Source organism: Vreelandella mediterranea (assembly GCF_970647075.1).
Map to the genome: position 1 here is coordinate 583,604 of NZ_OZ310198.1, position 24,901 is coordinate 608,504.

The window sequence follows — 24,901 nt, forward strand, 5'->3', positions numbered from 1 at the left end:
CACCGCGCCTGGAAGAGCCGCGCGGCGTCGAAGGAGAGGTCGAAGGCTAGCTTTTCGAGGCGTAGGCGTACAACAGCGTTTCCTGGGCGCTGATGGCGTCACTGGTGCCCGAGCCCTGGAGGCGGTAGCTGCCGTCGCTTTCCAAAAGCCAGCTCTGGCAGTTATCCACCAGGTAGGTTTCCATGTCCTTGCGTACCCGGTTAGCGAGCTTTTTGTCCTTTAGGAGAAAGCAGGTTTCCACTCGGTGGAACATGTTGCGCGGCATGAAATCGGCGCTCGAGCACCAGGTTTCGGGCTTGTCGTTGTTGTGAAAGTAGAAGACCCGGGTATGCTCCAGAAAGCGTCCGATGATTGAGCGCACGCGAATGTTCTCCGAGACACCCTTGACGCCAGGCTTCAAACAGCACATGCCACGAATGATCAAGTCGCACTCCACGCCCGCCTGGGAGGCGCGGTAGAGCGCCTTGATCAATTTGGGTTCGGTGAGCGAGTTGCACTTGATGATGATATGGCCGCGCTTGCCCTTGGCGGCAAACTGCGCTTCGCGGTCGATCATTTCGATCAGACGCTGATGTAACGTAAAGGGGGCGTGGAGAAGGGTATCGATCTTGCGCGTCTGCCCCATGCCGGAGAGCTGCTGAAACACCCGGTGTACATCGGCGCACAACGCCTGATTGGCGGTCAAAAGGCTGTAGTCGGTATAGAGCTTGGCGGTTTTGGCGTGATAGTTGCCGGTGCCCAGGTGGGCGTAGTGTTTGAGCTCGCCCTTCTCGCGGCGCACGATATGGATCATCTTGGCGTGAGTTTTATAGGCCATGATGCCGTAGATCACGATGGCGCCGGCCTCCTGCAGGCGCGAGGCGAGCTGCAGGTTATCGGCCTCGTCGAAACGCGCGCGCAGCTCGATGACGACGGTGACTTCCTTGCCCTGGCTTGCCGCGTCCACCAGGGCGCTGACGATCGACGAGTCCGCACCGGTGCGGTAAAGCGTTTGCTTGATCGCCAGTACGTCCGGGTCCCGCGCCGCCTCGCGTAGCCAATCCTCGATGGGCGAAAACGCCTGGAAGGGGTGGTGCAGCAGAATATCCTGCTGGCTGATCGCGCTGAACAAACTCCCTTCCTTGAGCGCCTTGGGTACGCTTGGGATGAAGGGGCGGTACATCAGCTCCGGGCGGTCGACATCGTCGAGCACGGCCATCATGCGGGTCAGGTTGACCGGGCCTTCTACGCGGTAGAGATCGTCGGGCGTTAGATCGAACTGGCGCAGCAGAAAATCGGTCAAGTCGTCGGGGCAGTTGTCGGCCACCTCCAGGCGAACGCCGCTGCCGTAGCGGCGCGCCAAAAGTTCGCCGCGCAGCGCCGAGGCCAAATCCGACACCTCTTCCGGGTCGACGCTCAAATCCGCGTTGCGCGTCAGCCGGAACTGGTAGCAGCCGAGCACGCGCATGCCGGGAAAGAGCTCTTCGGCGTGGGCGTGAATCATCGAGGAGAGGAATACGTATTCGGAGAAGCCTTCGGCGCAGAGCTCCTTGGGCAGCGCGATCAGTCTGGGCAGCGAACGCGGGGCGGGCAGAATCGCCATGCCGCCGGCCCGGCCGAACGCATCCTTGCCTTCGAGGGCGACGATAAAGTTGAGGCTCTTGTTCACTAGCCGGGGAAACGGATGCGAGGGGTCGAGGCCGATCGGACTGATCACCGGCATGATTTCACGATCGAAATACGCCCTCACCCAGGCTTGTTGCGCCTCGTTCCACTGGTCGCGGCGGCGAAAGCGTAGCCCCTGAGCTTCGAGCGCGGGCAGTAAGGTGTTGTTGAGGATCTGATACTGGCGGCGAATCTGGCGGTGGGCGGTGTCGGATATCTCGCTCAGCACAGCCCTTGGCAAGCGGCCGTCGGCGGAGGTGGCGTTATCGTTCAGCGCAATCTGGTGTTTGAGCCCGGCCACGCGAATCTCGAAAAACTCGTCCATGTTGGAGGAGAAAATCAGCAAAAACATCAGCCGGTTCAATAGCGGGTGGGCATCGTCCAGCGCTTGTTCCAACACGCGAATGTTGAACTGCAGGTGCGAAAGTTCGCGGTTGAAATAGAGCTCCGGGTCGTCCAGGTCGGTTTGCCCGTCTCCGCCTTTGGCTTGAACGCCGGTCGGGGTACGATTGATCCGAAGGGGCAAGCTCTCGCCTTCACCGCTGGATGCTTCAATACTTTGAAGCGGCGTAGAGTCCGACGTTTGCATCTCCATACATCTCCCGCAGATTGGGCATCACGCGTTGTAAGCGCCTACCTGGATCTTAGTGTGTTGGGCTCGATTTTGCAGGATAAAGATGACAGTTCGATGTCGCTCTGGTCTTGAGTTAATTAAAATTAATATTGCCGACGCTCAAGCGGTCTGGTTTTGCTCAGGACTCAGGGGGTGCTTGGCAGACGCGAATACCCGCGCCGTACTCTACGGCGAAAGCCGTCTTGTGGAGCCGGTGAAGAGTGACTAGAGTGTCGGCTTTACTATGTCGCTCGCTGTCGAGACTACGAAAACAACCAGGAGAGTTAGGGCATGAGCAAAAAAGTAGCAGTGATACTGGCCGGCTGCGGCGCTTATGATGGCTCGGAGATTTATGAAACCACGCTGACACTGTTGCGTCTCGATCAGCTGGGTATCGCGTACCGCGCCTTTGCACCGGATATCGATCAGCACCACGTCGTCAACCACCTGACCCAAAAGGCCCAGGACGGCGAGACGCGCAACGTCCTGGAGGAATCGGCGCGGCTGATGCGCGGCGAGATCCAGCCCATTACCGAGCTCGACGCCGATGACTTCGACGCGGTGATCGTGCCTGGCGGTTTCGGCGTGGCTAAAAACCTTTCCGACTTTGCCGAACAGGGCGACGCCATGGCCGTGCTCGAGAGCCTGAAAACGGCGCTTGGCGCGTTCAAGGAGGACGCCAAGCCGATCGGCCTTATGTGCATCGCCCCGGTGCTGGTGTCCAGGCTTTGGGGCGACGGTATTTCGGTCACCATCGGGCGCGATCCAAGCGTTGCCGGAGCGATCAGCGCCATGGGTGGGCTGCACAAAAGCTGCGACGTCGATGATATCGTCGTCGATTTGGAGCATCAGGTGGTGACCACTCCCGCCTACATGCAGGCGAGGCGCATCAGCGAAGCCGCCACCGGTATTTTCAAGCTGGTCGAACGCATCAACGAAATGATCGATCAGGCCAAGCAATAGCCTCCTTTTGGGTCGTCGACGTGGTCGAGTGACCAACAAAAAACCTCTGCACGGGTGCAGAGGTTTTTTTAGGTTTATAAGAAAGGGTTATTCGCTTTCGCTGTTCTCTTCGGCCTTGAGCTGACGTTTGCGTACCAGTCGGCCAAACAGCAAGCCCACCTCGTAAAGCAGGTACATCGGAATGGCCAGCAGGCTTTGCGAGATGATGTCCGGTGGCGTGAGCACCATGCCGATGACGAAGCAGCCCAGCAAAATGTAGGGGCGCTTTTGCGAAAGGCTCTGGACTGTCGTGGCGCCGGAGAGAATCAGCAAAAACGTCGCAATGGGAATCTCGAAAGCCACGCCAAAGGCGAAAAAGAGCTTCAGTACGAAGTTAAGATACTGATTGATGTCGGTCATCACCGCCACGTTGGCAGGCCCGGTCTGGGTGAAAAACTCGAACAGCAAGGGAAACACGACGTAGTAGGCAAACGCCGCCCCGGCGTAGAAGAGCGCAATGCTCGACACCAGAATGGGGATCGCCAGGGCCTTCTCGTTGTCGTAAAGCCCGGGGGCAACGAAGGCCCAAGCCTGGTGTAGCACGAACGGAATCGCCAGAAATACCGCGACCACGAGCGTTAGCTTGAAAGGTGCCAGAAAGGGCGAGGCCACTTCGGTGGCGATCATTTGTGAACCCGCCGGTAGCAGCGCGATCAAGGGGTCAGCGACGAAGGTGTAGATATCGTTGGCAAAGGCGTAAAGCGCCAGGAACATCACCAGCACGACCGCCACCGCCTTGACCAGCCGCGAGCGCAGCTCGATCAGGTGTTCGATTAGCGGTGCCTGGCTTAGATCCTCGCGCGGCTGGTTTGAATCGCCCGGCTTACTCATGACGGGTTACTATCCTTTTTCAGCTCATCGGATTCGGGACGCGCGGACTCCTCGGCACTCGCCTGGGAGGAGGGCTCGGGGCTTTCGTGGACTTCCTCCAGCGCATCGTCCAGGCGCGCGGCGGCCTTGGCAACGCGCTTGTCCGTGTCATCTCCCGGGGCGCCGGAAGAAGACGGCGCCCCTGGGGTACTCGCGATGCTTTCGACGTCGCGCTTGGCCTGCTTCAGGCTGCTATCGAGTTTTTTCTGCTGATCGCTGATCTTCTGGCGAAGCTCTTCGGCCTCGAGCTGCGCGCTGATTTCGCGCTGCATACCGGATACCGTTCGCTTGATCTTGCCGATCCACATACCGGTGGTGCGCGCCGCCTTCGGCAGGCGCTCGGGGCCGAGTACCAAAAGGGCCACGATGCCAATGAGCATGAGCTCGAGAAAGCCGATATCCAGCATGGCTTAGGGACGCTCCTCAGAGCGCTTCTCGGCCTCGGCCTTGCGCTTCTCCTCGGCCTGCACGTCATAGGTGTTGCCCGGCTCTTCGTGAGCCACTTTGGCGGCTTCGTCGCGCTCGGCGGATTTTTCTTTCTCTTCCTCGCTCATGGCGCTTTTAAAACCCTTGACCGCGCCGCCCAGGTCGGTGCCGACGTTGCGCAGTTTTTTGGTTCCAAAAATCAGGATGATAATGCCCAGTACAATCAAGAGCTGCCAGATACTGATGCCACCTAACATAGTCGTTTCCTCATTAAGCCGGGGCGTAAAACGCGGGAAAAGGGCGCTGATTAAGCGCTATCGGGACGCTTTTTCATCGTGGCCGGAGACCCCGAAGCGCCGTGCGAGCTCGTCGAGCACGCGCTGATGGTCGAGCTCGAGGTGCGAGAGCATCACCAGCGTATGAAACCACAGATCGGCGGTTTCAGCGATAACCGCTTGGCGCTCTTCGTCACCGCCAGCCTCGACGTCCTTGGCGGCCAGCACGGTCTCGAAGGCTTCCTCGCCTACTTTTTCGAGTATCTTGTTGAGCCCCTTGCCGTGCAAGGCGGCGACATAAGAGTGCTCCGGGGCGGCGTGGCGTCGCTGCTCCAGCACCTTTGCTAGCTGGTCCAAAACGGGCATGGTGTTGGCGGTGCTCATCGAAATCCTTGGGCGTTGATTAAAGATCCTGCGGGCGCTGCGTTCGCATCAATTGGGTATGATTCAAGTGTAGCCTGGCGCGCCTGGCTTACTGCCATAAAAGCAGTAAGAGCCCGGCACCGGCGGCGGCCAGCACCTGCCAGGGTTGGGCCAGCGCCCATTCGCTCAAGGGCTGCCAGGTAAGTGCAATGGCGAGAAGCGCCACGCCAATACGCAGGCGGTGGTGGCGCTTTTTCTGCTGGGTGAATTTGGCATCCAGTTGGGTAATGGCGCTGGCTTGAAGGTGGCGCTGGCGGTGCTCCTGCTCCATGCGGCTAAGCGCCTGGTGGGCGAGCACGGGAAGCTCCGGCAACTGGTGGGAAAGCTCCGGCGCCTGGCGTTTGAGCGACTCCCAAAGCCCGCCGATCCCGGCGCGCTCTTTCATCCACTGCTCTAAATAGGGCTTGGCGGTGCTCCAAAGATCGAGCTCCGGGTAGAGCTGGCGGCCCAGGCCCTCGATGTTCAAAAGTGTTTTCTGCAACAGCACCAGCTGCGGCTGGACTTCCATGTTGAAGCGCCGGGCGGTCTGGAAAAGCCCCAAAAGCACCTGGCCAAAGGAGATATCCTTGAGCGGTTTTTCTAAAATCGGCTCGCACACGGTACGAATGGCGGCGGCGAACTCGTTGGCCCGGGTATTCTCGCCGACCCAGCCGGACTCGATATGAAGCGCCGCTACCTCGTAATAATCCTGATGGAAAAACGCCAGCAGGTTGCGCGCGAGATAATCCTGGTCTTCCCGGGTCAGGCTTCCTACGATCCCACAGTCGATGGCGATGTACTGCGGGTCTTCCGGGTTGTCGCAGTTGACGAAAATATTGCCCGGGTGCATGTCGGCGTGAAAGAAGTTATCGCGAAACACCTGGGTGAAAAAGAGCTCGACGCCGCGCTCGGCGAGCTTTCTAAGATTGACGCCGTTTTTGATCAGCGTGTCCATATCCGCCACCGGCACGCCGCGAATGCGCTCCTGCACCATGACGTTGCGCCGAGTGAAGGGCCAGTAGATGGTGGGGACGAATAAAAGCGCCGAGTCCTTGAAGTTACGCTTGAGCTGGGAGGTGTTGGCGGCCTCCTTGTAAAGGTCGAGCTCGTCGAACAGGGTCGATTCGTAGTCGCGGATCACCTCGACCGGACGCAGGCGCTTGGCCTCGGGCACTCGCGCCACAAGCTTGGCCACCTGATACATCAGCGCCATGTCCTGGCGCATCACCGCATCGATGCTGGGGCGGATGATCTTGACCACCACCTCTTCGCCGGTGTGAAGCGTGGCGGCGTGGACCTGGGCAATGGACGCCGAGGCAAGCGGGACGCGGTCGAATTCGGCGAACGCCTCGACAAGCGACATCTCGAGCTCTTTTTCCACTCGGGCCACGGCCAGTTCACCGGGGAAGGGCGGCACCTGGTCTTGAAGCCTTCTGAGCTCGTTAGAGATATCGTCGGGCAGCAGATCGCGCCGGGTCGAGAGCATCTGGCCGAACTTGATGAAGATCGGCCCCAAAGATTCCAGCGCCAGGCGCAAGCGCTCGCCTCGGGAGCGCTTGCCGACCGGCACCAGGCGTAGCGGCAAAAACCACATCAAAACGCGCAGCCAAAGCGATAAGCGCTCCTTGGGCACCAGCGTATCCAAGCGGTGGCGCGCAATGACCCAGAGGATTTTGAAAAGCCGCAGGCTCATGAGCAGGGCTCCTGAACGATGCTCGCGTTCAGGCGCCGTGTAAGGCGGTCAAGGCGCGCCTCCAGGCGGTCGGTGGCCATGTCGAGCTCGGTGAGCGCGTCGCGCAGCACATCGCGCTGATGGCGCCCGGGCAGCATCCGGGCTTCTTCGAACACGTACTCGGAAAGATCCTGCAAAAACTCGTCCCGGGCGCGCAGTCCGAAACGGCTCAGCCGGCGAATGCCTTCGGCAAATGAGTGGGCGGGAGTGGCGCCGATCCAGGTGGCAAGTTCACCTTCCCAGTCGAGATCCAGGTCGAAAAACAGATCCCGGGTCGCTTCCAAAAGCCCCAGACGCCCGCGGACGGCAAGCTTGCCGTCGAACATCAGTCGCTCGATCGAGGCGCCGCTCAGCCACTCGGAGAAGGTTTCCGGGGTCAGCTCGACGGTGGCATCGACGCTTGCCTCGAGCACATCGTCGCCGGGCAGCAGGTCGACCCCAGTGGCGTGGTAGGCAAGCAAAAGCGTCAGGTGTGGTTTTTCGAGCCTGATCAGCAAACGGCTGCCCGCCAGCGCCTCGAGACGGCCAGGGGCTGCCGGGTCGCGGGCGAGCAGAGCGTTTAGCGTGCGTTCACATCCGGCCAGTAACAGGGGCGGGGTCAATCGCATGCTCACCTCAGCGTTCTTTGAACGAGTGCTCGTCGAATCAGAGCACGTTGCTTTATAGCGTGGCATTTCGCGGTATTGAGGGTCATAGCTTGATGCCGCGATGTAGCGCGACGATCCCACCGGTCAGGTTGGTGTACTCCACCCGCTCGAGTCCCGCGTCTTCCATCATGGCCTTGAGGGTTTTCTGGTCCGGGTGCATGCGGATCGACTCCGCCAGGTAGCGGTAGCTCTCGCCATCCTTGGCCACCAGCTCACCGATGCGCGGCAAAAAGCGGAACGAGTATTCGTCGTAGGCTTTGCTCAAAAGCGCGTTATCGGGCTTGGAGAACTCCAGCACCAAAAGGCGCCCGCCGGGTTTGAGCACGCGGGCCATGGAGCGCAGTGCGGCGTCCTTGTCGGTGACGTTGCGAAGCCCGAAAGCGATGGTGATGCAGTCGAAGTGGTTGTCGGGAAAGGGCAGCGTTTCGGCGTTGGCTTGAACGTATTCGACGTTGCCGCCGACACCGTTGTCGATGAGCTTGTCGCGGCCGACGTTAAGCATCGAGGCGTTGATATCCGCCAACACGACCTTGCCACGGGGTCCCACCATACGCGAAAACTTAAGCGTCAGATCACCGGTGCCGCCGGCGATATCGAGCACCTTATGGCCAGGGCGCACGCCTGCGCGCTCGATGGTGAGGCGTTTCCATACCCGGTGAATGCCGAAGGACATCAGGTCGTTCATCACATCGTAACGCGCGGCGACCGAGTGAAAGACATCCGCCACGCGCGAGGCTTTCTCGTCGAGCGGTACTTCCTGGTAGCCAAAATGGGTGGTGCGCTTTTCCGTGGGGCTCATGAGGCGACGGGCTCCCGAGTTCGAGGCGGACATCGATGACGCGTCTGTCATCGCTTGATAGGTTGGCTGTATTGTAGCCTTCTCTCTGTCGTTTTGTCTGCGCCTGCCGCTTCAAAGCCAGGTCTCGACGCGCTTTTCGAAGCGGCCGGGCTTTCCAAATCGGCCGGTGTCACCCCTATAGTTCCTTGAACTGAATGCTCGCCGGCTCGCGGGAGGCCCCCGCATCGCTCAACTGCTGTAGATACTCGGCCCAATAGGCGTCTTGTTGGGTGGCGATCTCGTAAAGGTAGTTGTAGCTATACAGGCCGCTGTCGTGGCCGTCGTCGAAGTGAAGTTTGAGCGCGTAGTTGCCGACCTGGCTGATATCCATCAAGCCCACGTCGCGCTTACCGGTTTGCAGCACCGCGCTGTCGGCGCTATGGCCGCGCACCTCCGCGGAGGGCGAGTAAACGCGTAGAAGCTCGATCGGCACGCGGTAGTGCAGATCGCCCGGGTAGGTCAGCTCCAGCAGGCGGTTTTTCTTGTGGTAGTGAACGTGGGTGGGAATCGGGCTATCCATTGGCAATCTCCCTTTGAAGTAGCAAACAGGCGGGTGTGGTGGCCCGCCTGAAAAGCATGTTACCGCGCGGCCTGGACCGCGCTTCAACGCAACTGCTTACAAGATATAGCGCGACAGGTCTTCGTCGACGGCAAGTTCGCCAAGCTGGGCGTTGACGTAGTCGGCATCGACCACCAAGGGGCTGTCCATATCGCCGCCCTTGAACGAGGCCTCTTCCAGCAGGCGCTCCATCACGGTGTGCAGACGACGCGCGCCGATGTTTTCGGTGCCTTCGTTGACCTGCCAGGAGATCTCGGCGATGCGCGCGATACCATCCTCGGTGAACTCGACGTCGAGCCCTTCGGTGGCCAGCAGCGCTTGATATTGCCGAGTGAGTGAGGCCGAAGGCTCGGTCAGGATGCGCTTGAAGTCGTTCGGCGTCAGCGCATCGAGCTCGACGCGAATCGGCAAGCGGCCTTGAAGCTCCGGAATCAGATCGGAGGGCCGCGACAGATGGAACGCGCCGGAGGCGATGAACAGGATATGGTCGGTCTTGACCATACCGTACTTGGTCGAGACGGTGGAGCCTTCGATCAGCGGGAGCAAATCGCGCTGCACGCCTTCCCGGGAAACTTCGCCGCCGCTTGATTGGCCGCTGCCCTTGGCGACTTTATCGATCTCGTCGAGAAAGACGATGCCGTGCTGCTCGACGGACTCGACCGCCCGCGCCTTGATCTCTTCTTCGTTGACGAGCTTGCCGGCCTCTTCGTCGCGCAGCAGTACCAGCGCTTCCTTGACCGTGACCCGGCGCTGTTCGCGCTTTTGCTGGCCCATGTTGGAGAACATGCTCTGCAGCTGGTTGGTCATCTCTTCCATGCCTGGCGGCGTCATGATATCGACGCCCTGGCCCTGGGCGGAGACTTCGATGTCGACCTCTTTATCGTCGAGCTGGCCTTCGCGAAGCTTCTTGCGGAAAGACTGGCGCGTGGCGTTGTCGTCGCGCGGCTTGTCTTCCTGACCCCGGGGCGGCGGCAGCAGCGCGTCGAGTACGCGATCTTCCGCGGCGTCTTCGGCGCGGTGGCCAACCTCTTCCTTGGCGTGCTCGCGCACCATCTTGATCGCAGCTTCCATCAAATCGCGAATGATCGACTCGACGTCGCGGCCCACATAACCGACTTCGGTGAATTTGGTCGCTTCGACCTTGATGAACGGTGCGCGGGCCAGTTTGGCAAGCCGCCGGGCGATTTCGGTTTTACCTACGCCGGTGGGGCCGATCATCAGGATGTTCTTCGGCGTGACTTCCGGGCGCAGGTCGGTGTCGAGCTGCATGCGCCGCCAGCGGTTGCGCAGGGCAATGGCCACGGCGCGCTTGGCATCCTGCTGCCCGATGATGTACTGGTCGAGCGCGTGAACGATTTCGCGGGGTGTCATCTGGGTCATGGGGTGCCTCAGCGTTCGTTGGAATCAAGCTCTTCGAGCGTGATGTGATGGTTGGTAAACACGCAGATGTCACCGGCGATTTGCAGCGATTTCTCGGTGATCTCCCGGGCGCCGAGCTCGGTGTTTTCCAAAAGCGCGCGGGCGCTGGCCTGGGCGAAGTTGCCGCCGGAGCCGATGGCGATGATGCCGCGTTCGGGCTCGACGACGTCACCGTTACCGGTAATGATCAATGAAGCGCTGTGATCGGCCACGGCCAAAAGCGCCTCTAACCGGCGCAGCGCCCGGTCGGTGCGCCAGTCCTTGGCAAGCTCGACGGCGGCCTTGGTCAGGTGGCCCTGGTATTTTTCGAGCTGCGCTTCGAAGCGCTCAAAGAGGGTAAATGCGTCGGCCGTGCCGCCGGCGAAGCCCGCGAGCACCTTGCCCCGATAGAGGCGGCGCACCTTGCTGGCATTGCCTTTCATAACGGTGTTGCCAAGCGATACCTGGCCATCGCCCGCCAGGGCGACATGATTTCCGCGGCGTACGGATACGATCGTGGTCATGGAGATGACTCCTTAAGAGAGCAAAGGCTCCCGATAACTTACCGGCCGCGTGGCGGCCGCAACTAAAGCACGTTAGAACCCGAGTGATTCACAACAAAATGCGGGCGGCTGATAAAAAATCAACCGCCCGCGTCAGGTTCTGCCGGGGATTATGTGTACGCGTACCGATTCACACGTACTGGGCAGCGGCGCTAGTTTTGCAACTGAATCAAAAGTGGCTCGATCCCCTGGGTCGCCATCAGGTCCTGGGCGCGGCTGAGCTCCCGGGTATCCTCGTAGGGCCCTACCTGGACGCGATGCCACACGTCGCCGCTTGCCTGGACCTCGGTAATCTGGGCCAGAAGGCTCAGATTGCGAAGCTTTGAGCGCAGCTGCTCGGCGTCACCGAGCTCCTTGAAGGAGGCCGCCTGGAGCATGTAGCGGTTGGGCGATGCGCTCGTTGCCGGCGTCGAGGGGGCGGCGTCGGCGCTGGCCTGTTCCTGGGGGCGGGTGTTGGCGGCGATGATCTGGGCGATCTGATCGCCCCCCTGGTCGCTTTCCGTGCTGCTTGCCTCGGCGGGGTCCGGCGCCTCCGGGCGATTGACCGTCGAGGGCAGCGTCACGCCCGGCGCGATCACCTCGGTTTCCGGCAACAGGGTGTAGAACTCGAAGGTCGGCATGGAAGGCTCGGCCTCGCCCTCGGTTTGGCGCGCCGCGCTTCGCTCCTCGCTTCCCGAGGGCTTGGGCAGTACCGTGGCCTGGGGGGTGTCCTCCTGAGCCTGCCAGGGCGCGGTGCCTTGCTGGTGCTGGGCCAGAAAGAAGCCCGCCACGATACCTAGAAGCGCCCAAAGCCAGCCCGGTAGCCTAAACCCCGAGCCTTCGGTTTTGGACGCCTTACGCTGGCTGGTCGCTCCGCGGCGGGTAGGCCGTTTGCGCGGTCTTGCCATTTACATCTCCTCTGGGGCGCTAACCCCCATTAGATCGAGTCCGTTACGCAGCACCTGGCGGGTGGCAAGGCCAAGGGCCAACCGGGCGTTTCTAAGCGCGTCGTCGTCGACCATGACTTTGACCGCGTTGTAGCAGGTGTGGAAATCGCCGGCCAGGTCCAAAAGGTACTGAGAAACCTGCTGGGGCTCGCGTGCCCGCGCCGCCTGTTCGACGACTTCCGGGTAGCGCGCCAACCGGTTCAGTACGGCTTTTTCCTGGTCGCTATCGAGCTTCGCCAGGTGCGTAAGCGCCTGGTCGTAGTCGAACGCCTTGTCTTCGTTTTGTGCCTTGCGCAGCATGCTGCATACCCGGGCGTGGGCGTACTGAATGTAGTAGACCGGGTTATCGTTGGACTGGGAGCGGGCCAGGTCGATATCGAAGGTGAGCTGGGAGTCCGCGCGACGCGCGGCGAGGAAAAAGCGCGTGGCGTCGCGCCCCACTTCGTCGATCAAATCGCGAAGCGTCACGTAGCTGCCCGCCCGCTTGGAGAGTTTTACCTCCACACCGCTTCGAGTCACCAACACCATCTGGTGCAGCACGTAATCCGGGTAGCCCTTGGGAATACCCAGCTCCAGCGCCTGTAGGCCTGCGCGCACTCGGGTCACGGTGGAGTGGTGGTCTGCGCCTTGCTCGTTGATCACGGTTTTGAAGCCGCGCTGCCACTTGTTGTAGTGATACGCTACGTCCGGCAAGAAGTAGGTGTAGCCGCCGTCCGTCTTACGCATGACGCGGTCCTTGTCGTCACCGAAGTCGGTGGTGCGCAGCCACATCGCGCCGTCGTCTTCATAGGTGTGGCCGTTGGCGATCAGTCGCTCGACGGTGGCCTCGACGTTGCCCTTTTCGTAGAGCGACGACTCCAAAAAGTAGATGTCGAACTCGACGCCGTACGCCTTGAGATCGAGATCCTGCTCCCGGCGAAGCCAGGCCACGGCAAATGCCTGAATGGCGGCGAGATCCTCCGGGTCGGCCTGGCCGGTGACTTCGCGGTCGTCGGCGCTGACGGTCTTGCCCGCCAGATAATCCTTGGCGACATCAAAAATGTAGTCGCCGCGATAGCCGTCGGCGGGCCAGCTTTCCTCGTCCGGCCCCAGCCCCTTGGCGCGCGCCTGCACGGAAAGCGCCAGGTTCTGGATCTGAGCGCCGGCGTCGTTGTAGTAGAACTCGCGGGTCACGTCATACCCGGTGGCTTCTAAAAGCCGGCACAGGCAGTCGCCGATCGCAGCACCCCGGCCGTGGCCTACGTGTAAAGGGCCGGTCGGGTTGGCCGAGACGAACTCGACCTGGACCTTTTCGCCCTTGCCCAAAAGGCTGCGGCCAAAGGCGTCGCCTGCGTCCAGCACCTGGGCGATGATTTGCGCGGCGGCATCGGCGGCGGCAAAGAAGTTGATGAAGCCGGGGCCGGCGATCTCGGTTTTGGCAATGGCCTCGCTTTCGGGCAGCGCCTCGACCAGCTTCTCGGCTAGATCGCGCGGCTTCATGCCCGCGGGCTTGGCCAGCATCAGCGCCAGGTTGGTGGCGTAGTCGCCGTGGGCCTTGTCTTTCGTCGGGTCGATCTTGATGGTCGGGGCAAGATCCTCGGGCAGCACGCCTTGGTGCTTAAGCGCGTCGATCGCGCCCTGGAGCAAAGAAGTGATCGTCTCTTTCATTTGAATATCCGGGATTTTGGTGGCGGCGTGTGCGTCGTGAAACGGTTGCTTGACGTTAAAACGTGAACAGGCAAAAAAGTAAAAGCGACCATTATCGGCAATTGGCGCCCAGTTTCAAAGCCGTATTGCGTTTGAGGGGCGCCATGCTTGAAAAGTGGGCGCTTACGAAAGCGTTTGCGGGTCGATATCGATCGACCAGCGTACGCCGCGAGCCTCGCGATGGGCGTCCAGCCACTGTACCAGGTAGTTGGCCGCCGCGTGGCGCTGGCTGCGCTTGTCCGCGGCCAGCAGCACGTGAATGTGGTAGCGATTTTGGCGGCGCTCCATGGGCGCGGGCACCGGGCCCAGGCAGTTCGCCTGCACGCCGGATTCCTTCAGCCACTGGCGCAGCGCCTGGGCCGCTTGCTGGGCCAGCGCCAGAGCGGCCTGCTCTTTGGGGCTCTCCAGGCGCAAGAGCGCCATGAAACCAAAGGGCGGCAGTTTGGCAAGCCTTCGCTCCTCGAGCAAATTGCGCGCCAACGCCCCGTAGCCGTGTTCGGCCAGTTGGCCCAGGTGCGGGTCGTCCGGGTGCAGGGTTTGCACCAGCACCCGGCCTGGGTGTGCGGCGCGCCCGGCCCGGCCCGCGACTTGCTCGAGAAGCTGGGCGCTATGCTCGAGCGCCCGGAAGTCGGCGCTGTAGAGCCCGCCATCGGCGTTGATCACTACCACCAGGGTGACGTGGGGCAGGTGGTGCCCCTTGGCGAGCATCTGGGTGCCGACCAGAATACACGGCTCGCCGCGATGAACCTCTTTGAGGACCTGGTCGAAGCTGTCCTTGCGCCGGGTGCTGTCACGATCGATCCGGTACACCGTGGTGTCCGGGAAAAGCCCCTGCAGGGTCTCTTCGGTGCGTTCGGTGCCGGCGCCTAGCGCGCGCAGGTCGCCGCTGCCGCAATCCGGGCAGGCATCCGGCAGTGCCCGGCGGCTGTCGCAGTGGTGGCAGGCCAGAAGCGGCGGCTGGCGGTGTAGCGTCATGCGCGCATCGCACTGCTGGCAATCCGCCATCCAGCCGCAGGCGTGGCAGGCAAGCCGGGGCGCGAAGCCGCGCCGGTTGATGAAAATCAGCACCTGCTTGCCCGCCTCGAGGGTCGATTTGATCGACTTGATCGCACCGGGCAGGAGCCCGCCCTGGCGGCGCTGGTGGCGCAGATCACAAAGCTCGAGCTTGGCCGGTGGGTGGCGGCTGGGTCGCTTGGTCAGACGCAGGTGGCGGTAGTGTCCGGTGAGTGCCTGTTGAAGGCTCTCGAGCGACGGCGTGGCGCTGCCCAGCAAAAGCGGTATCTGGTGGTGGTGGGCGCGGGCCACGGCCAGGTCCCGGGCGTGGTAGCGAAGCCCGTCGTGCTGCTTGTAGGAGCCGTCGTGCTCTTCGTCGACGATGATCGCGCCGGGTTTGGCAAGCGGCGTGAAAATCGCCGAGCGGGTGCCGATCACGATCAGCGCCCGGCCATCGGCGGCGGCCTCCCAGGCATCCATACGCTCGGCGTCGTTGAGCCCGGAGTGAAGCGCCACCACCGCCACCTTGAAACGGCTTTTAAAGCGCGCAAGCGTCTGCGGCGTCAGGCCGATCTCCGGTACCAGCACCAGCGACTGCTTGCCCTTCGCCGCTATCGCCTCGATCAGTTGAAGGTAGATCTCGGTCTTGCCACTGCCGGTCACGCCTTCGAGCAGGCAGGGGTGATAGCCTGCCAGGTTTTCGTGCAGCGCGGAAAGGGCCACGGCCTGCTCGCGGTTGAGCGGTAGTGCCGGGCTTGCCAGAAGCCCCTGGGGGGCGCCGGCCCCGGCCTGGCGGGCGATTTCCCGGGAGCTTACCAGCCCTTTGCGCTCCAGCGCGTTTAGCTGCTCTTTGGCGTAGCCGTGGGCGCTGATCGCCTGGGTGGGCAGGCCTTGGGCGTGCTGGCGCAAAAGCGCGTAGAGCGCGGCCTGTTTAGGGGCGTTTTTAAGCGTTGGGGGATCTGACTCGCCCGCTGCCTGCCACTGGGTGTAGGTGCGCCCGGCCATTGGGTAGCCCTGACGGAGCCTGGCCGGCATGGCCAGTTGCATGGTGTCGCCAAGGCCGTGCTGGTAGTAGCGCGCGGTAAAGTGGCAAAGCCACAGCCAGTCCGCGGGTAGCGGCGCATCGTCGAGTACCTCGGAAATCGGCTTTAGCTTCTCTCTTGGGTACGCGCTTTGCTCTATCGCCTGAATGACCACGCCCACCACGTCGCGTCGGCCAAAGGGCACGCGCACGCGAAGACCGGGCACCCAGCCGCCGGCCGGCGTTTGGCGCGCTGGCAAGTAATCGAAAAGCTGCCTGAGCGGGGAGGGCAGCGCCACGGCAAGCGCGCCGGGGGCCTTGGGCGCCTGGGAAGTGGGGGCAGAAGAAAAGGGTTCGGGCAATTGGCCTCCGGCTTAAAAAGTTGCTAGAATATGTGCCCGCTACACGTTTTACCAACTCGGTTTACGCGTGAAGCGGCGATCCGGTTAGCAGTTATTTCAACCCCATATGCGGTGCCTGGCAACGGATCAGGTGGCGGCATAAGCGTGCGAGGTTCACGATGAAACAAGGTATTCACCCGAATTACAACACGGTCACCGCGACGTGTTCTTGTGGCAACGCCTTCCAGGTGGGTTCTACCTCTGGTCAGGACTTCTCTTTGGATGTGTGCTCCAACTGCCACCCGTTCTATACGGGCAAGCAGAAGCAAGCGACCACCGGTGGCCGCGTAGAGCGCTTCAACAAGCGTTTCGGCGCTGCCGTCAAACGCGGCTAAATGCCCGTTTACCGGCACATATGTGCCGGGCGCTAAAAACCCACGCTCACGCGTGGGTTTTTTTATGGGCGCGATAAAATGAAATTAATTTCCAGAATTGCTGCGCTGCATCTATAAGTAAAGCGTTATGGTTAAAAGGGTTGAGTATAAGTTGCAGCAAATGGCTGTAAAAAAGCCCGATCATGAGCCAATGTGGGGCTAAAAAGCTGTTTCGTTTTTAAAGTTGACCGCGCCTTGAGGCGCCAGGGGTTTTTCTATACTCTAAAGTCACATATCTACTTTAGAATGACGGAATCCCATCATGACAGACGCTAATCGGCAGGCAGCGCTTGATTATCATGCCAAACCCATTCCTGGAAAGCTTTCGGTCGAGTTAACCAAGTCCACTGCGACTGCCCGCGATCTGTCGCTGGCCTATAGCCCGGGGGTGGCGGAGCCGGTGCGCGAGATCGCTCGCGACGCCGAAAACGCTTACCGTTACACCGGTAAAGGCAATCTGGTTGCGGTGATCTCCGATGGCAGCGCCATTTTAGGCCTTGGCAACCTGGGGCCGCTTGCCAGCAAGCCGGTCATGGAAGGCAAGGGCGTGCTGTTCAAGTGCTTTGCCGGTATCAACTCGGTGGATATCGAGGTCGAGGCCGAAAGCCCGCAAGCGTTCATCGATACCGTCGCGCGCATCGCCAATACCTGGGGCGGCATTAACCTCGAGGATATCAAGGCGCCGGAGTGTTTCGAGATCGAAAAAGCGCTGATCGAGCGCTGCTCGATTCCGGTGTTCCACGATGACCAGCACGGCACGGCGATCGTGACCGCGGCGGGCATGCTCAACGCCCTGGATATCGCCGAAAAGCGTATCGAAGACGTCAAGATCGTGTGCATGGGCGCGGGGGCGGCGGCGATTGCTTGCATGCGTCTGTTGATCTCCTGCGGTGCCAAAGCGGAGAACCTGGTGATGCTCGACCGGCGCGGGGTCATTCACACCGAGCGCGACGGCATCAACGAGTACAAGGCGGAGTTCGCCCGCGACACCGATATGCGCACCCTCGATGACGCTATCGACGGCGCTGACGTGTTCATCGGCCTGTCTGGTCCGGGGCTTTTGAGCGCCGACCACGTGAAGAAGATGGCCGCGGACCCGATCATTTTCGCCTGCACCAACCCGGACCCGGAGATTCATCCGGACGTGGCTCGCGAGGCGCGCCCGGACGTGATCATGGCCACAGGCCGCTCGGACTTCCCCAACCAGGTCAATAACGTACTGGGTTTTCCGTTCATCTTCCGCGGGGCTCTGGATGTGCGCGCCACGCGCATCAACGAGGCGATGAAACTTGCCGCGGTGCACGCGCTGAAAGATCTGGCCCGGGAGCCGGTGCCGGAGGAGGTGTTGAACGCTTACGAGCTCACCGAAATGAGCTTTGGCCGCGACTACATCATTCCCACCCCGGTCGATGTGCGCCTTTTGGAGCGTGTCTCTTCCGCGGTGGCCCAGGCCGCCGTGGACTCGGGGGTGGCCCGCAAGCCCTACCCGGCGCACTACCCGCTTAAAACGATCAACAACGTTTACGGCGGCTGATTGAGTTGCCTTAAACGCGTTATCGCAAAAATGCCCGCTAAAAAGCGGGCATTTTTGTCAGAGCCTCGTGGTTACCAGGCCACATTGATCGCGCTCAGAAGTAATCCGTAGCGGGGGTCTTTCGCCAGGGCCGAAAACCAGCTCCTGCGTTTCCGGCATTCCCGCCATCCTTGGCGGTCAGGTGGCGAAAGTAGCGTACAGGGAGGTATTCACAGCGCCCCCGCGTAGGATTGCTTGTGAGCCTACCGATGTTAGCCGGTTAGTAGCCTACTCCTGCGGATAGCGCGTCAGCCCTTCCTGGGCGGTGGAGGCGACCAGCTGGCCGCGCTGGTTGAAAATATGTCCGCGGGCCAGACCGCGGGCGCCGCCGGACCAGGGCGCGTCGATCGAGTAGAAAAGCCACTCGTTGAGACGGGTATCCTGGTGCAGCCAGAGCGCGTGATCCAGGCTTGCGATACGCAGCTTCGGGTCACCGAATTCGACACCGTGGGGAATCAATCCGGTGCTCAACAGGTTGAAGTCCGATGAGTAGGAGAGAAGATGGCGGTGGAGCGCCGGGTCATCGGGTAGCTCGCCGTTGATGCGAAACCACATGCCGCGCCCGGCCGGGGTGGCGGGGGTAGGGTTATGGTCCAGGTGGACGAACTCGATCGGGTGGCCGGGAAAGCGCTCGTGCTTGACGTTGCCCTCTTCGATCAGCGCCTCGGGGCCGGGTACCTCGGGCATGCTGATCTGGTGGCTAAAGCCCGGCTCCGGGGCTTGAAACGAGGCGCTGCAGAAAAAGATCGGCCGCCCCTTTTGAATGGCAGTGACGCGGCGAGTGGTGAAACTGCCACCGTCACGCACGTTGTCCACTTGGTAGACCACTGGGCGGTGTGGGTCGCCGGGGCGTAGAAAATAGCCGTGTTGGGAGTGGGGTAAACGGCCTTCGTCGACGGTACGGGACGCGGCGGCCAGCGCCTGGCCGAGTACCTGCCCGCCGTAAAGCTGGGGAAAGCCCAGATCCTGGCTCTGGCCGCGAAACAGCGTCTCCTCCAGAGTTTCGAGCTCCAGCAAGTTGATCAGCGTCTTCAGCGCATCGTTCATTCTCGGTATCCTGTGACATTTAGCCGCTTAAACAATTTGCGGGTTACCTTAACGGAGTTCGCCTTCATGCGCAGCGACGAATTTTACATGCACCGGGCGTTGGACCAGGCGCATCGGGCGGCGGCGGCGGGGGAGGTGCCCGTCGGCGCGGTGGTGGTCGGCCCAAACGGTGACATCATCGGCGCGGCGCACAATTACCCGGTGGCAAGCCATGACCCCAGCGGGCACGCCGAAATTCGCGCGCTGCGCGAGGCAGGCCGCACTTTGGAAAATTATCGCCTTGACGGCTGTACCCTGTATGTCACATTAGAGCCTTGTATGATGTGTGCTGGTGCCATGGTCCACGCGCGCATCACGCGGCTGGTTTACGCCGCCGCCGAGCCGCGCACCGGCATGGTGGAATCGAAGGCGAACCTGCTCGCCCAGCCCTGGTTCAACCATCAGGTCGATGTTGATGCCGGTGTATTGGCCGGCGCCTCCAAAAAGCTGTTGAAAGCGTTTTTCGCCCGCCGCCGCCAGGCGTAAAAGGCGATTCTCCCGGGAGACAAGATGTACGTGCTACTCAACGTTTTGATCGTGCTCGCGACCATCGCCGCCATGGAAGTGGTGGCCACGCTTTCGCACAAGTACATCATGCACGGCTGGGGGTGGGGGTGGCACCGCTCTCACCACGAACCGCGCACGGGCTGGTTCGAGCTCAACGACCTGTACGCGGTGGTCGCGGCGGCGTTGGCCATCGCGCTCATCGCCTTCGGCACCGCCGGGGCCTGGCCGCTACAGTGGATTGGCGCGGGCATGACCGCCTACGGCATGATTTACTTCGTGCTTCACGATGGATTGGTACACAAGCGCTGGCCGTTTAGTCTCATCCCGCGGCGCGGCTATCTAAAGCGCCTTTACAAGGCGCACCGGCTGCACCACGCGGTGAAAGGGCGCCACGACTGCGTCTCCTTCGGCTTCATTTATGCCCCGCCGGTCGACAAGCTCGAACGAACGCTGAAACGCCGCCACGGCCAAAAAGCTAGCGCGGGCGCTGCCAAAGCTTCAAAGGGCGCTCAGGCGACGCCTTCCGAGCGCGAGAACCAAGCGCGCTAGTCCCGCCCCATAGCAAAAGCGACGCTTTCTCGCCTCGGCCGGTGCTCATGCGCCGGTCCCAGGCGCCCGCCCCGGCGCTGGTCACCTTCACGCCGATTTTACGATACACCCCGAGCGCGGTGGCGATCGCCCAGGCCGAGCGCAGTGGCAGCGCTTGGATGCCTATGCGCGCCGAAGCGTAGTAGGGCTCAGCGGCCTGAATCAGTCGCGTCGCCACGCGGGCAAGCGCCTCCCGGTAAGCCGGGTCGAGAATATCCGCTTGGGTCATGCCCTCATCGCGCAACCACTGGGCGGGCACGTAGCAGCGCCCGGCCTCGGCGTCCTCGACGATATCCCGAGCGATGTTGGTCAACTGAAACGCCAGACCCAAATCGCAGGCGCGATCGAGCACGGCGTCGTCGCGCACGCCCATCACCCGCGCCATCATCAGGCCCACCACCCCGGCCACGTGGTAGCAGTAGCGCAGGGTGTCGTTTAGGGTCTCGTAGCGCTCGTCGCGCACGTCCATGGCGTAGCCTTCCAGGTGATCGAAAGCCTGAGATGGAGGCATCTCGTGGGCCAGCGCCACCTCCTGAAAGGCAGCGAAAGCGGGCTCGCTCATGGGCTCGCCTGCAAAGGCGCGCTCGGTTTGCGCCTTGAGCTCGGTCAGGCGCGCTTCACTTGCGGCCTTTTCGACTTCGCTATCCTGGGCTCGGTTTGCCGGGTTGTTGAATCCCAGGGTCTGGTCGTCGATCACGTCATCACAGTGGCGACACCAGGCGTAGAGCATCAGCGCACTGCGGCGCGTTTGCGGATCGAACAGCCGGGATGCGCTGGCAAAGCTTTTCGAGCCTGCCGCCATGGTGACGGTGGCGTGATCCAGAAGTGCTTCACTCATTGCCTGGTTTCTCTATTGATAGCCTCTCCACCATCAAGCCTGCCGTCGCCTTGGCCGAGCCGATCACGCCGGGAATGCCCGCCCCCGGGTGGGTGCCCGCGCCGACCAGGTACAGGTTGTCGATCTTGCTGTCCAGGTTGTGGGGGCGAAACCAGGCGCTTTGGGTGAGAATCGGCTCGATCGAGAACGCCGAGCCCTGATGGGCGCTGAGCGTGTCGCGAAAATCAAACGGCGTGAACATGCGATGGGTCACCAGCTGGCTTTTGAGCCCCGGCATGTAGTGCTTTTCCAGATAATCGAAGATGCGCTCGCGAAGCTTTGGGCCTTCCACGTCCCAGTCGAGATCTGCGGTGCCCAGGTGCGGTACCGGGGCCAGCACGTAGTAGCTACCCGAGCCCTGGGGGGCAAGCGAGGGGTCGGTCACGCACGGCGCGTGCAGGTAGAGCGAGAAGTCCTCGGCCAGACCGTCGCTTGAGAATATTTCGTCGATCAACTCCCGGTAGCGCGGCCCGAAGCAGACCGTATGGTGGGCCAACTGAGTGTGGTTGTGATTCAGACCGAAATAGAGCACGAACAGCGAGTTGCTCATGCGCTTGCGCTTGAGTTTTTTAGCGCGGGAGGCGCCGACCGGGTGGTGGCCCAATAGCTTTTCGTAGGTGTGCACTACGTCGGCGTTGGAAGCCACGGCGCGGGCGGGTATCTCGCGGCCATCAGAAAGTTTGACGGCGTTGATGTGATTACCGTCCGCCTCGATGCGCTCGACCTTCGCGTTGAGCGCGATTTCACCGCCCAGGTCCTCGAAGAGTTTGGCCATGCCCTGCACCAAGGCGCCGGTGCCCCCGCGGGGAAACCACACGCCCCACTTGCGCTCCAGCGCGTGGATCAGTGTGTAGATCGACGAGGTAGCAAACGGGTTGCCGCCGACCAGCAGCGAGTGAAACGAAAACGCTTGGCGCAGATGTTCGTCCTCGATGAAGGTCGACACCTTGGCGTAGACGCTCTTCCAGGCCTCGAGCTTTGCCAGTTGAGGGGCGGCGCGCAGCATGTCGCGAAAGTGGAGAAACGGCACTGTGCCGAGTTTGACGTAGCCTTCGTCGAACACCGCTTGGGAGTAAGTCAGAAAGCGCCGGTAACCCTCGACGTCCCTGGGGTTGAAGTGTTCGATCTGGGTCTCGAGGCTTTGCTGGTCGTTGTCGTAGTTGAAGACCTCGCCGGACTCCCAGCAGAGCCGGTAGAAGGGCGTGACCGGCAAAAGCTCGACGTACTCACCGATGGATTTCCCCGCAAGCTTAAAAAGCTCCTCGATGGCGCTGGGGTCGGTGATCACCGTGGGGCCGGCGTCGAACACGAACCCTTCGTCCTCGTAGACGTAGGCCCGCCCGCCGGGCTTGTCACGTTGCTCGAGCAACAGCGTCGGAATGCCCGCCGCCTGCAGCCGGATGGCCAGCGCCAGGCCACCAAAGCCCGCGCCAATTACGATCGTTTTAGTCATCTTTGAAGGCTCGCAGCCGAGGAGTTTGTTTAAGCACGGCCGGGATGGCCTCTCGAATGGGCACCGGCGGCTTTCCGGAGACGATGCGCGCCTTGTCGAAAAGGGTGGTCGTGCCCGCGTAAAACCGGTCGATCAGGGCGCCATTGAGCCCGTAAAAACGCTGCATGACCTGCCAGCGCCGCTCCGGCCGGCCGGCCAGAAACAGCATACGGTTGAGCATGCGGAAAAACCGCTGCTCGCGCCAGCGCCTTCTGGCGTAGCGCTCGATTAGCCCTGAAAGTGCCTCGGCGCTCAGGTCTTTCTGCGCGGCGATCAGGTCGGCAAGTGCCACCGCGTGGGGCAGCGAATAGCCGGTGGTGGCGTGAAAAAGCCCGGCCCGCAAACCGCTGACGGGCTGGCCGTCGAGCGCTTTCCAGAACGCGTCGATATCGCCGTCGAGCGTAATCGGTAAATGACCGAGCTCTTCGCGCTCCAGCGTCTCGAGCGCCCAGCCCTGGGCCTTGGCGTAGCGGGCGATGTTCTCCCGGGCGCGGGGGGCGTCGAGGCCTTTATCATCCACGTAGTGGGTGTCTTCGATCAAAAGCGTGTCGTCGGAAAGCGGCAGGCTGTACACGAAGCGGTAGCCGCTGCCCTGATCCACCGCGGCATCCATCATGCGCGGGCGCGCCAGGCCGTGGGGCTTTGAAAGGCGCCACTGCTGGCCCACGAAGGACTGAAAGCCGACGCTCAGGTGCGCACTTTTGGCCTGGCCGCGGCCATCGATCACCGCTAGGGCCTCGAGCACGGTGGCGTCTTCCAGCGTTACGCTTTGCGGGGTCAGGCTTGCGACGTTGGTGTTGGTTAAGAGCCTTTCGCCCAGGGCTTCGGTCACTACCTGGGCAAAGTGCTCGGAGGTAATGCTCAGGTAGCCGCTTTCGAGGGTGCGCTCGAAGGCGGGAAAGCGCACTTCGTAATCCGGCCAGCGGTACGTCACCAAGGGTGCAAGCCAGGCGTGCTGCTCACTCGAGAGATCCCCCGCGTGAAACGACCAGGTATGGTTGCCCCCGGGGGTATCCCCCGCTTCGATGACCAGCAGCTTAATGCCTGGCTGGCGCTGGGTCAGGCGCCAGGCGATCAGGGCGTTGGCCAGGCCCGCGCCGACGAGAATGAGGTCATACTGCTGCATGGGGCGTCTCCGCGAAAACCGGCTGCCCGGTGGACAGCGCCTGCTCGGTGATGGCGGCGGCGCGTTCGGCCCCGCCCGCGGCGCGTAGCGGCGCCTGGAGTCGGCCAAGGTGCGTCTTGTACGCCGGGTCCGTCTTCAGCGCCGCGAGCTTTTGGGCAAAGGTGGCCGGGCGCGAGACGCTGAACGCGCGCTCGCCCAGGCCGTGGTAGAGCACCCGCGCCGCCACGCCCGGCTGGTCGAACGCCAGCGGCACCGCAAGGATCGGGGTGGCGTGCTCGATGGCATCCACCACGGTATTGAGCCCGCCGTGGGTGATCACCGCCTCAGCGCGCGCAAGGGCGGCGCCCTGGTCGACGAAATCGACCACCGCCGTGGCGCCCGCCGCGCTAAGCGCGGTTTCTTGCGCGGCGCTTAGCTTGCCGCAGTGGGCGATCAAAAGCGGGGCCTTTTGCATCTTACAGGCCCGGGCGATTTTTTTAAAAAGCTGGATGCGGTGGCCCTGCAGCGTGCCCAGCGAGGCAAACACGAAGCGCTCGGGTAAATCCAGCGTCTCCAGCCGCCGGTTCGTCGAAGGCCCAAAGGGCAGGCGCAGCGGCCCGACGGCGTGAAAGGTCTGGGGCAGTCGATGACGCGGGAAGTCGAAAGCCAGCGGCGTTTGGCTGATTTGGGCAAGCGGCGACAAACACTCGTGGAGCGCGTGGCGCGGCGTCAAGCCAAACGCCTGGGCGTGGCGCGCCACTACCCTTGCGTGGCGGCCCATCAGCCGGTCGTAGATACGTTCGCTTGTGGCGTACATGCCGCGGGCCTGATCGGTCTCGGCAAAACGAAAGGGCATGACGGGAAGCGGCAGGTGCGCCTCGCGGTTGACCGGCAGCGCGCAGGCGATCGAGACGAAGGGCAGCCCGAGCCCTTCGGCCACGATGGCGCCTGCCGGCTCCATCTGATCGGCCATCACGCCGTCCACGCCAAGGCGTTCGAGCGCGGCGGGAAGCTCGCGGCAAAGCATGTCCGTGGTAGCGGCCAGGTCACGGATCATGGCAAAAAGGCCAACACCTCCGGGGTTGGCGAGCCGCGAGAGCGTTTGCGCCATACGCCCTTCCGGGTGGCTTTCACGGCCCACCACGGCGAAGCCGATGCGTTCGTCGCCAATCAGCGGCCGGGCGTCCGCTTGATGAACGAAGGTGATCTGGTGGCCGCGCTCTATCAGCCGGACGCTGAGCGCCTCGAGGGCTTTGACGTGGCTGTAAAGCGGTGGTGCCACGACCGCATAATGGCTCATGGG

The 24,901-nt window shown here is 62.1% G+C and carries 24 protein-coding genes; 5 read left to right on the plus strand and 19 right to left on the minus strand.

Features of this window, described 5'->3' with window-relative positions:
- Positions 1 to 46 precede the first annotated feature (46 nt).
- Positions 47 to 2,239: a polyphosphate kinase 1 gene (gene ppk1, locus ACWFVE_RS02780; RefSeq protein ID WP_447527770.1), complete on the minus strand. Its 2,193-nt coding sequence runs from the start codon at positions 2,237 to 2,239 to the stop codon at positions 47 to 49.
- Positions 2,240 to 2,548: 309 nt separating this feature from the next.
- Here ppk1 and elbB point away from each other — a divergent pair, with 309 nt between their 5' ends.
- A complete protein-coding gene (elbB, locus tag ACWFVE_RS02785; RefSeq protein ID WP_447527771.1) occupies positions 2,549 to 3,220 on the plus strand; it encodes an isoprenoid biosynthesis glyoxalase ElbB in 672 nt (223 codons plus the stop codon).
- Between the two features lie 87 nt (positions 3,221 to 3,307).
- On the opposite strand, the gene tatC is transcribed toward elbB, so the two are convergent.
- The 13 genes from tatC to ACWFVE_RS02850 form a co-directional block, all read right to left on the minus strand.
- Positions 3,308 to 4,090 (minus strand): twin-arginine translocase subunit TatC, encoded by a 783-nt coding sequence (gene tatC, locus ACWFVE_RS02790; RefSeq protein WP_447527772.1) that lies wholly within the window; start codon positions 4,088 to 4,090, stop codon positions 3,308 to 3,310.
- Positions 4,087 to 4,536: a Sec-independent protein translocase protein TatB gene (gene tatB / locus ACWFVE_RS02795; RefSeq protein ID WP_447527773.1), complete on the minus strand. Its 450-nt coding sequence runs from the start codon at positions 4,534 to 4,536 to the stop codon at positions 4,087 to 4,089. The genes tatC and tatB overlap by 4 nt, the downstream gene beginning before the upstream one ends.
- A 3-nt stretch (positions 4,537 to 4,539) precedes the next feature.
- Positions 4,540 to 4,812, minus strand: a complete 273-nt coding sequence (tatA, locus tag ACWFVE_RS02800; protein ID WP_447527774.1) for a Sec-independent protein translocase subunit TatA — start codon at positions 4,810 to 4,812, stop codon at positions 4,540 to 4,542.
- A 57-nt stretch (positions 4,813 to 4,869) separates the two neighbouring features.
- The gene (locus tag ACWFVE_RS02805; protein WP_447527775.1) at positions 4,870 to 5,214 is read right to left on the minus strand and encodes a phosphoribosyl-ATP diphosphatase; all 345 of its coding nucleotides are present in this window, start codon (positions 5,212 to 5,214) and stop codon (positions 4,870 to 4,872) included.
- A gap of 88 nt (positions 5,215 to 5,302) precedes the next feature.
- A complete protein-coding gene (gene ubiB, locus ACWFVE_RS02810; protein WP_447527776.1) occupies positions 5,303 to 6,925 on the minus strand; it encodes a ubiquinone biosynthesis regulatory protein kinase UbiB in 1,623 nt (540 codons plus the stop codon).
- Positions 6,922 to 7,572, minus strand: coding sequence for a ubiquinone biosynthesis accessory factor UbiJ (locus tag ACWFVE_RS02815; protein WP_447530493.1), 651 nt, complete (start codon positions 7,570 to 7,572; stop codon positions 6,922 to 6,924). Before ACWFVE_RS02815 ends, ubiB begins: the two co-directional genes overlap by 4 nt.
- A gap of 82 nt (positions 7,573 to 7,654) precedes the next feature.
- The gene (ubiE, locus tag ACWFVE_RS02820; RefSeq protein ID WP_447527777.1) at positions 7,655 to 8,410 is read right to left on the minus strand and encodes a bifunctional demethylmenaquinone methyltransferase/2-methoxy-6-polyprenyl-1,4-benzoquinol methylase UbiE; all 756 of its coding nucleotides are present in this window, start codon (positions 8,408 to 8,410) and stop codon (positions 7,655 to 7,657) included.
- A gap of 175 nt (positions 8,411 to 8,585) precedes the next feature.
- Complete coding sequence (locus tag ACWFVE_RS02825) at positions 8,586 to 8,969, minus strand: gamma-butyrobetaine hydroxylase-like domain-containing protein (RefSeq protein WP_447527778.1); 384 nt, start codon at positions 8,967 to 8,969, stop codon at positions 8,586 to 8,588.
- Positions 8,970 to 9,065: 96 nt separating this feature from the next.
- Positions 9,066 to 10,388, minus strand: coding sequence for an ATP-dependent protease ATPase subunit HslU (gene hslU / locus ACWFVE_RS02830; RefSeq protein WP_447527779.1), 1,323 nt, complete (start codon positions 10,386 to 10,388; stop codon positions 9,066 to 9,068).
- An 8-nt stretch (positions 10,389 to 10,396) separates the two neighbouring features.
- On the minus strand, positions 10,397 to 10,930 hold the full coding sequence (hslV, locus tag ACWFVE_RS02835) for an ATP-dependent protease subunit HslV (RefSeq protein ID WP_447527780.1): 534 nt from the start codon (positions 10,928 to 10,930) through the stop codon (positions 10,397 to 10,399).
- Between the two features lie 191 nt (positions 10,931 to 11,121).
- Positions 11,122 to 11,856: an SPOR domain-containing protein gene (locus ACWFVE_RS02840; RefSeq protein WP_447527781.1), complete on the minus strand. Its 735-nt coding sequence runs from the start codon at positions 11,854 to 11,856 to the stop codon at positions 11,122 to 11,124.
- Complete coding sequence (argS, locus tag ACWFVE_RS02845; RefSeq protein ID WP_447527782.1) at positions 11,857 to 13,542, minus strand: arginine--tRNA ligase; 1,686 nt, start codon at positions 13,540 to 13,542, stop codon at positions 11,857 to 11,859.
- A 162-nt stretch (positions 13,543 to 13,704) separates the two neighbouring features.
- Positions 13,705 to 15,957 carry a primosomal protein N' gene (locus ACWFVE_RS02850; protein WP_447527783.1) on the minus strand — a complete coding sequence of 751 codons (2,253 nt, stop codon included), beginning with the start codon at positions 15,955 to 15,957 and terminating at the stop codon, positions 13,705 to 13,707.
- A gap of 158 nt (positions 15,958 to 16,115) precedes the next feature.
- Between ACWFVE_RS02850 and rpmE the strand changes: the two genes are divergently transcribed.
- Both rpmE and ACWFVE_RS02860 read left to right on the plus strand, forming a co-directional pair.
- The gene (gene rpmE, locus ACWFVE_RS02855; RefSeq protein ID WP_447527784.1) at positions 16,116 to 16,331 is read left to right on the plus strand and encodes a 50S ribosomal protein L31; all 216 of its coding nucleotides are present in this window, start codon (positions 16,116 to 16,118) and stop codon (positions 16,329 to 16,331) included.
- Between the two features lie 301 nt (positions 16,332 to 16,632).
- On the plus strand, positions 16,633 to 17,904 hold the full coding sequence (locus ACWFVE_RS02860; protein WP_447527785.1) for a malic enzyme-like NAD(P)-binding protein: 1,272 nt from the start codon (positions 16,633 to 16,635) through the stop codon (positions 17,902 to 17,904).
- Positions 17,905 to 18,171: 267 nt separating this feature from the next.
- Here the strand turns inward: ACWFVE_RS02860 and ACWFVE_RS02865 are convergent, their stop codons facing one another.
- Positions 18,172 to 18,990: an acyl-CoA thioesterase gene (locus ACWFVE_RS02865; RefSeq protein ID WP_447527786.1), complete on the minus strand. Its 819-nt coding sequence runs from the start codon at positions 18,988 to 18,990 to the stop codon at positions 18,172 to 18,174.
- A 66-nt stretch (positions 18,991 to 19,056) separates the two neighbouring features.
- Here ACWFVE_RS02865 and tadA point away from each other — a divergent pair, with 66 nt between their 5' ends.
- A complete protein-coding gene (gene tadA / locus ACWFVE_RS02870; protein ID WP_447527787.1) occupies positions 19,057 to 19,515 on the plus strand; it encodes a tRNA adenosine(34) deaminase TadA in 459 nt (152 codons plus the stop codon).
- Between the two features lie 24 nt (positions 19,516 to 19,539).
- Positions 19,540 to 20,085, plus strand: coding sequence for a sterol desaturase family protein (locus tag ACWFVE_RS02875; protein ID WP_447527788.1), 546 nt, complete (start codon positions 19,540 to 19,542; stop codon positions 20,083 to 20,085).
- Here the strand turns inward: ACWFVE_RS02875 and crtB are convergent.
- Genes crtB through ACWFVE_RS02895 form a run of 4 tightly spaced genes read right to left on the minus strand, consistent with a single transcriptional unit; the run spans position 20,012 to position 24,898 of the window.
- The gene (crtB, locus tag ACWFVE_RS02880) at positions 20,012 to 20,962 is read right to left on the minus strand and encodes a 15-cis-phytoene synthase CrtB (protein ID WP_447527789.1); all 951 of its coding nucleotides are present in this window, start codon (positions 20,960 to 20,962) and stop codon (positions 20,012 to 20,014) included. The two genes, ACWFVE_RS02875 and crtB, sit on opposite strands and share 74 nt — an antisense overlap.
- A complete protein-coding gene (locus ACWFVE_RS02885; RefSeq protein WP_447527790.1) occupies positions 20,955 to 22,454 on the minus strand; it encodes a phytoene desaturase in 1,500 nt (499 codons plus the stop codon). Before ACWFVE_RS02885 ends, crtB begins: the two co-directional genes overlap by 8 nt.
- Positions 22,447 to 23,619: a lycopene beta-cyclase CrtY gene (crtY, locus tag ACWFVE_RS02890; RefSeq protein ID WP_447527791.1), complete on the minus strand. Its 1,173-nt coding sequence runs from the start codon at positions 23,617 to 23,619 to the stop codon at positions 22,447 to 22,449. The genes ACWFVE_RS02885 and crtY overlap by 8 nt, the downstream gene beginning before the upstream one ends.
- Positions 23,606 to 24,898 carry a glycosyltransferase gene (locus ACWFVE_RS02895; RefSeq protein ID WP_447527792.1) on the minus strand — a complete coding sequence of 431 codons (1,293 nt, stop codon included), beginning with the start codon at positions 24,896 to 24,898 and terminating at the stop codon, positions 23,606 to 23,608. Before ACWFVE_RS02895 ends, crtY begins: the two co-directional genes overlap by 14 nt.
- Positions 24,899 to 24,901 lie beyond the last annotated feature (3 nt).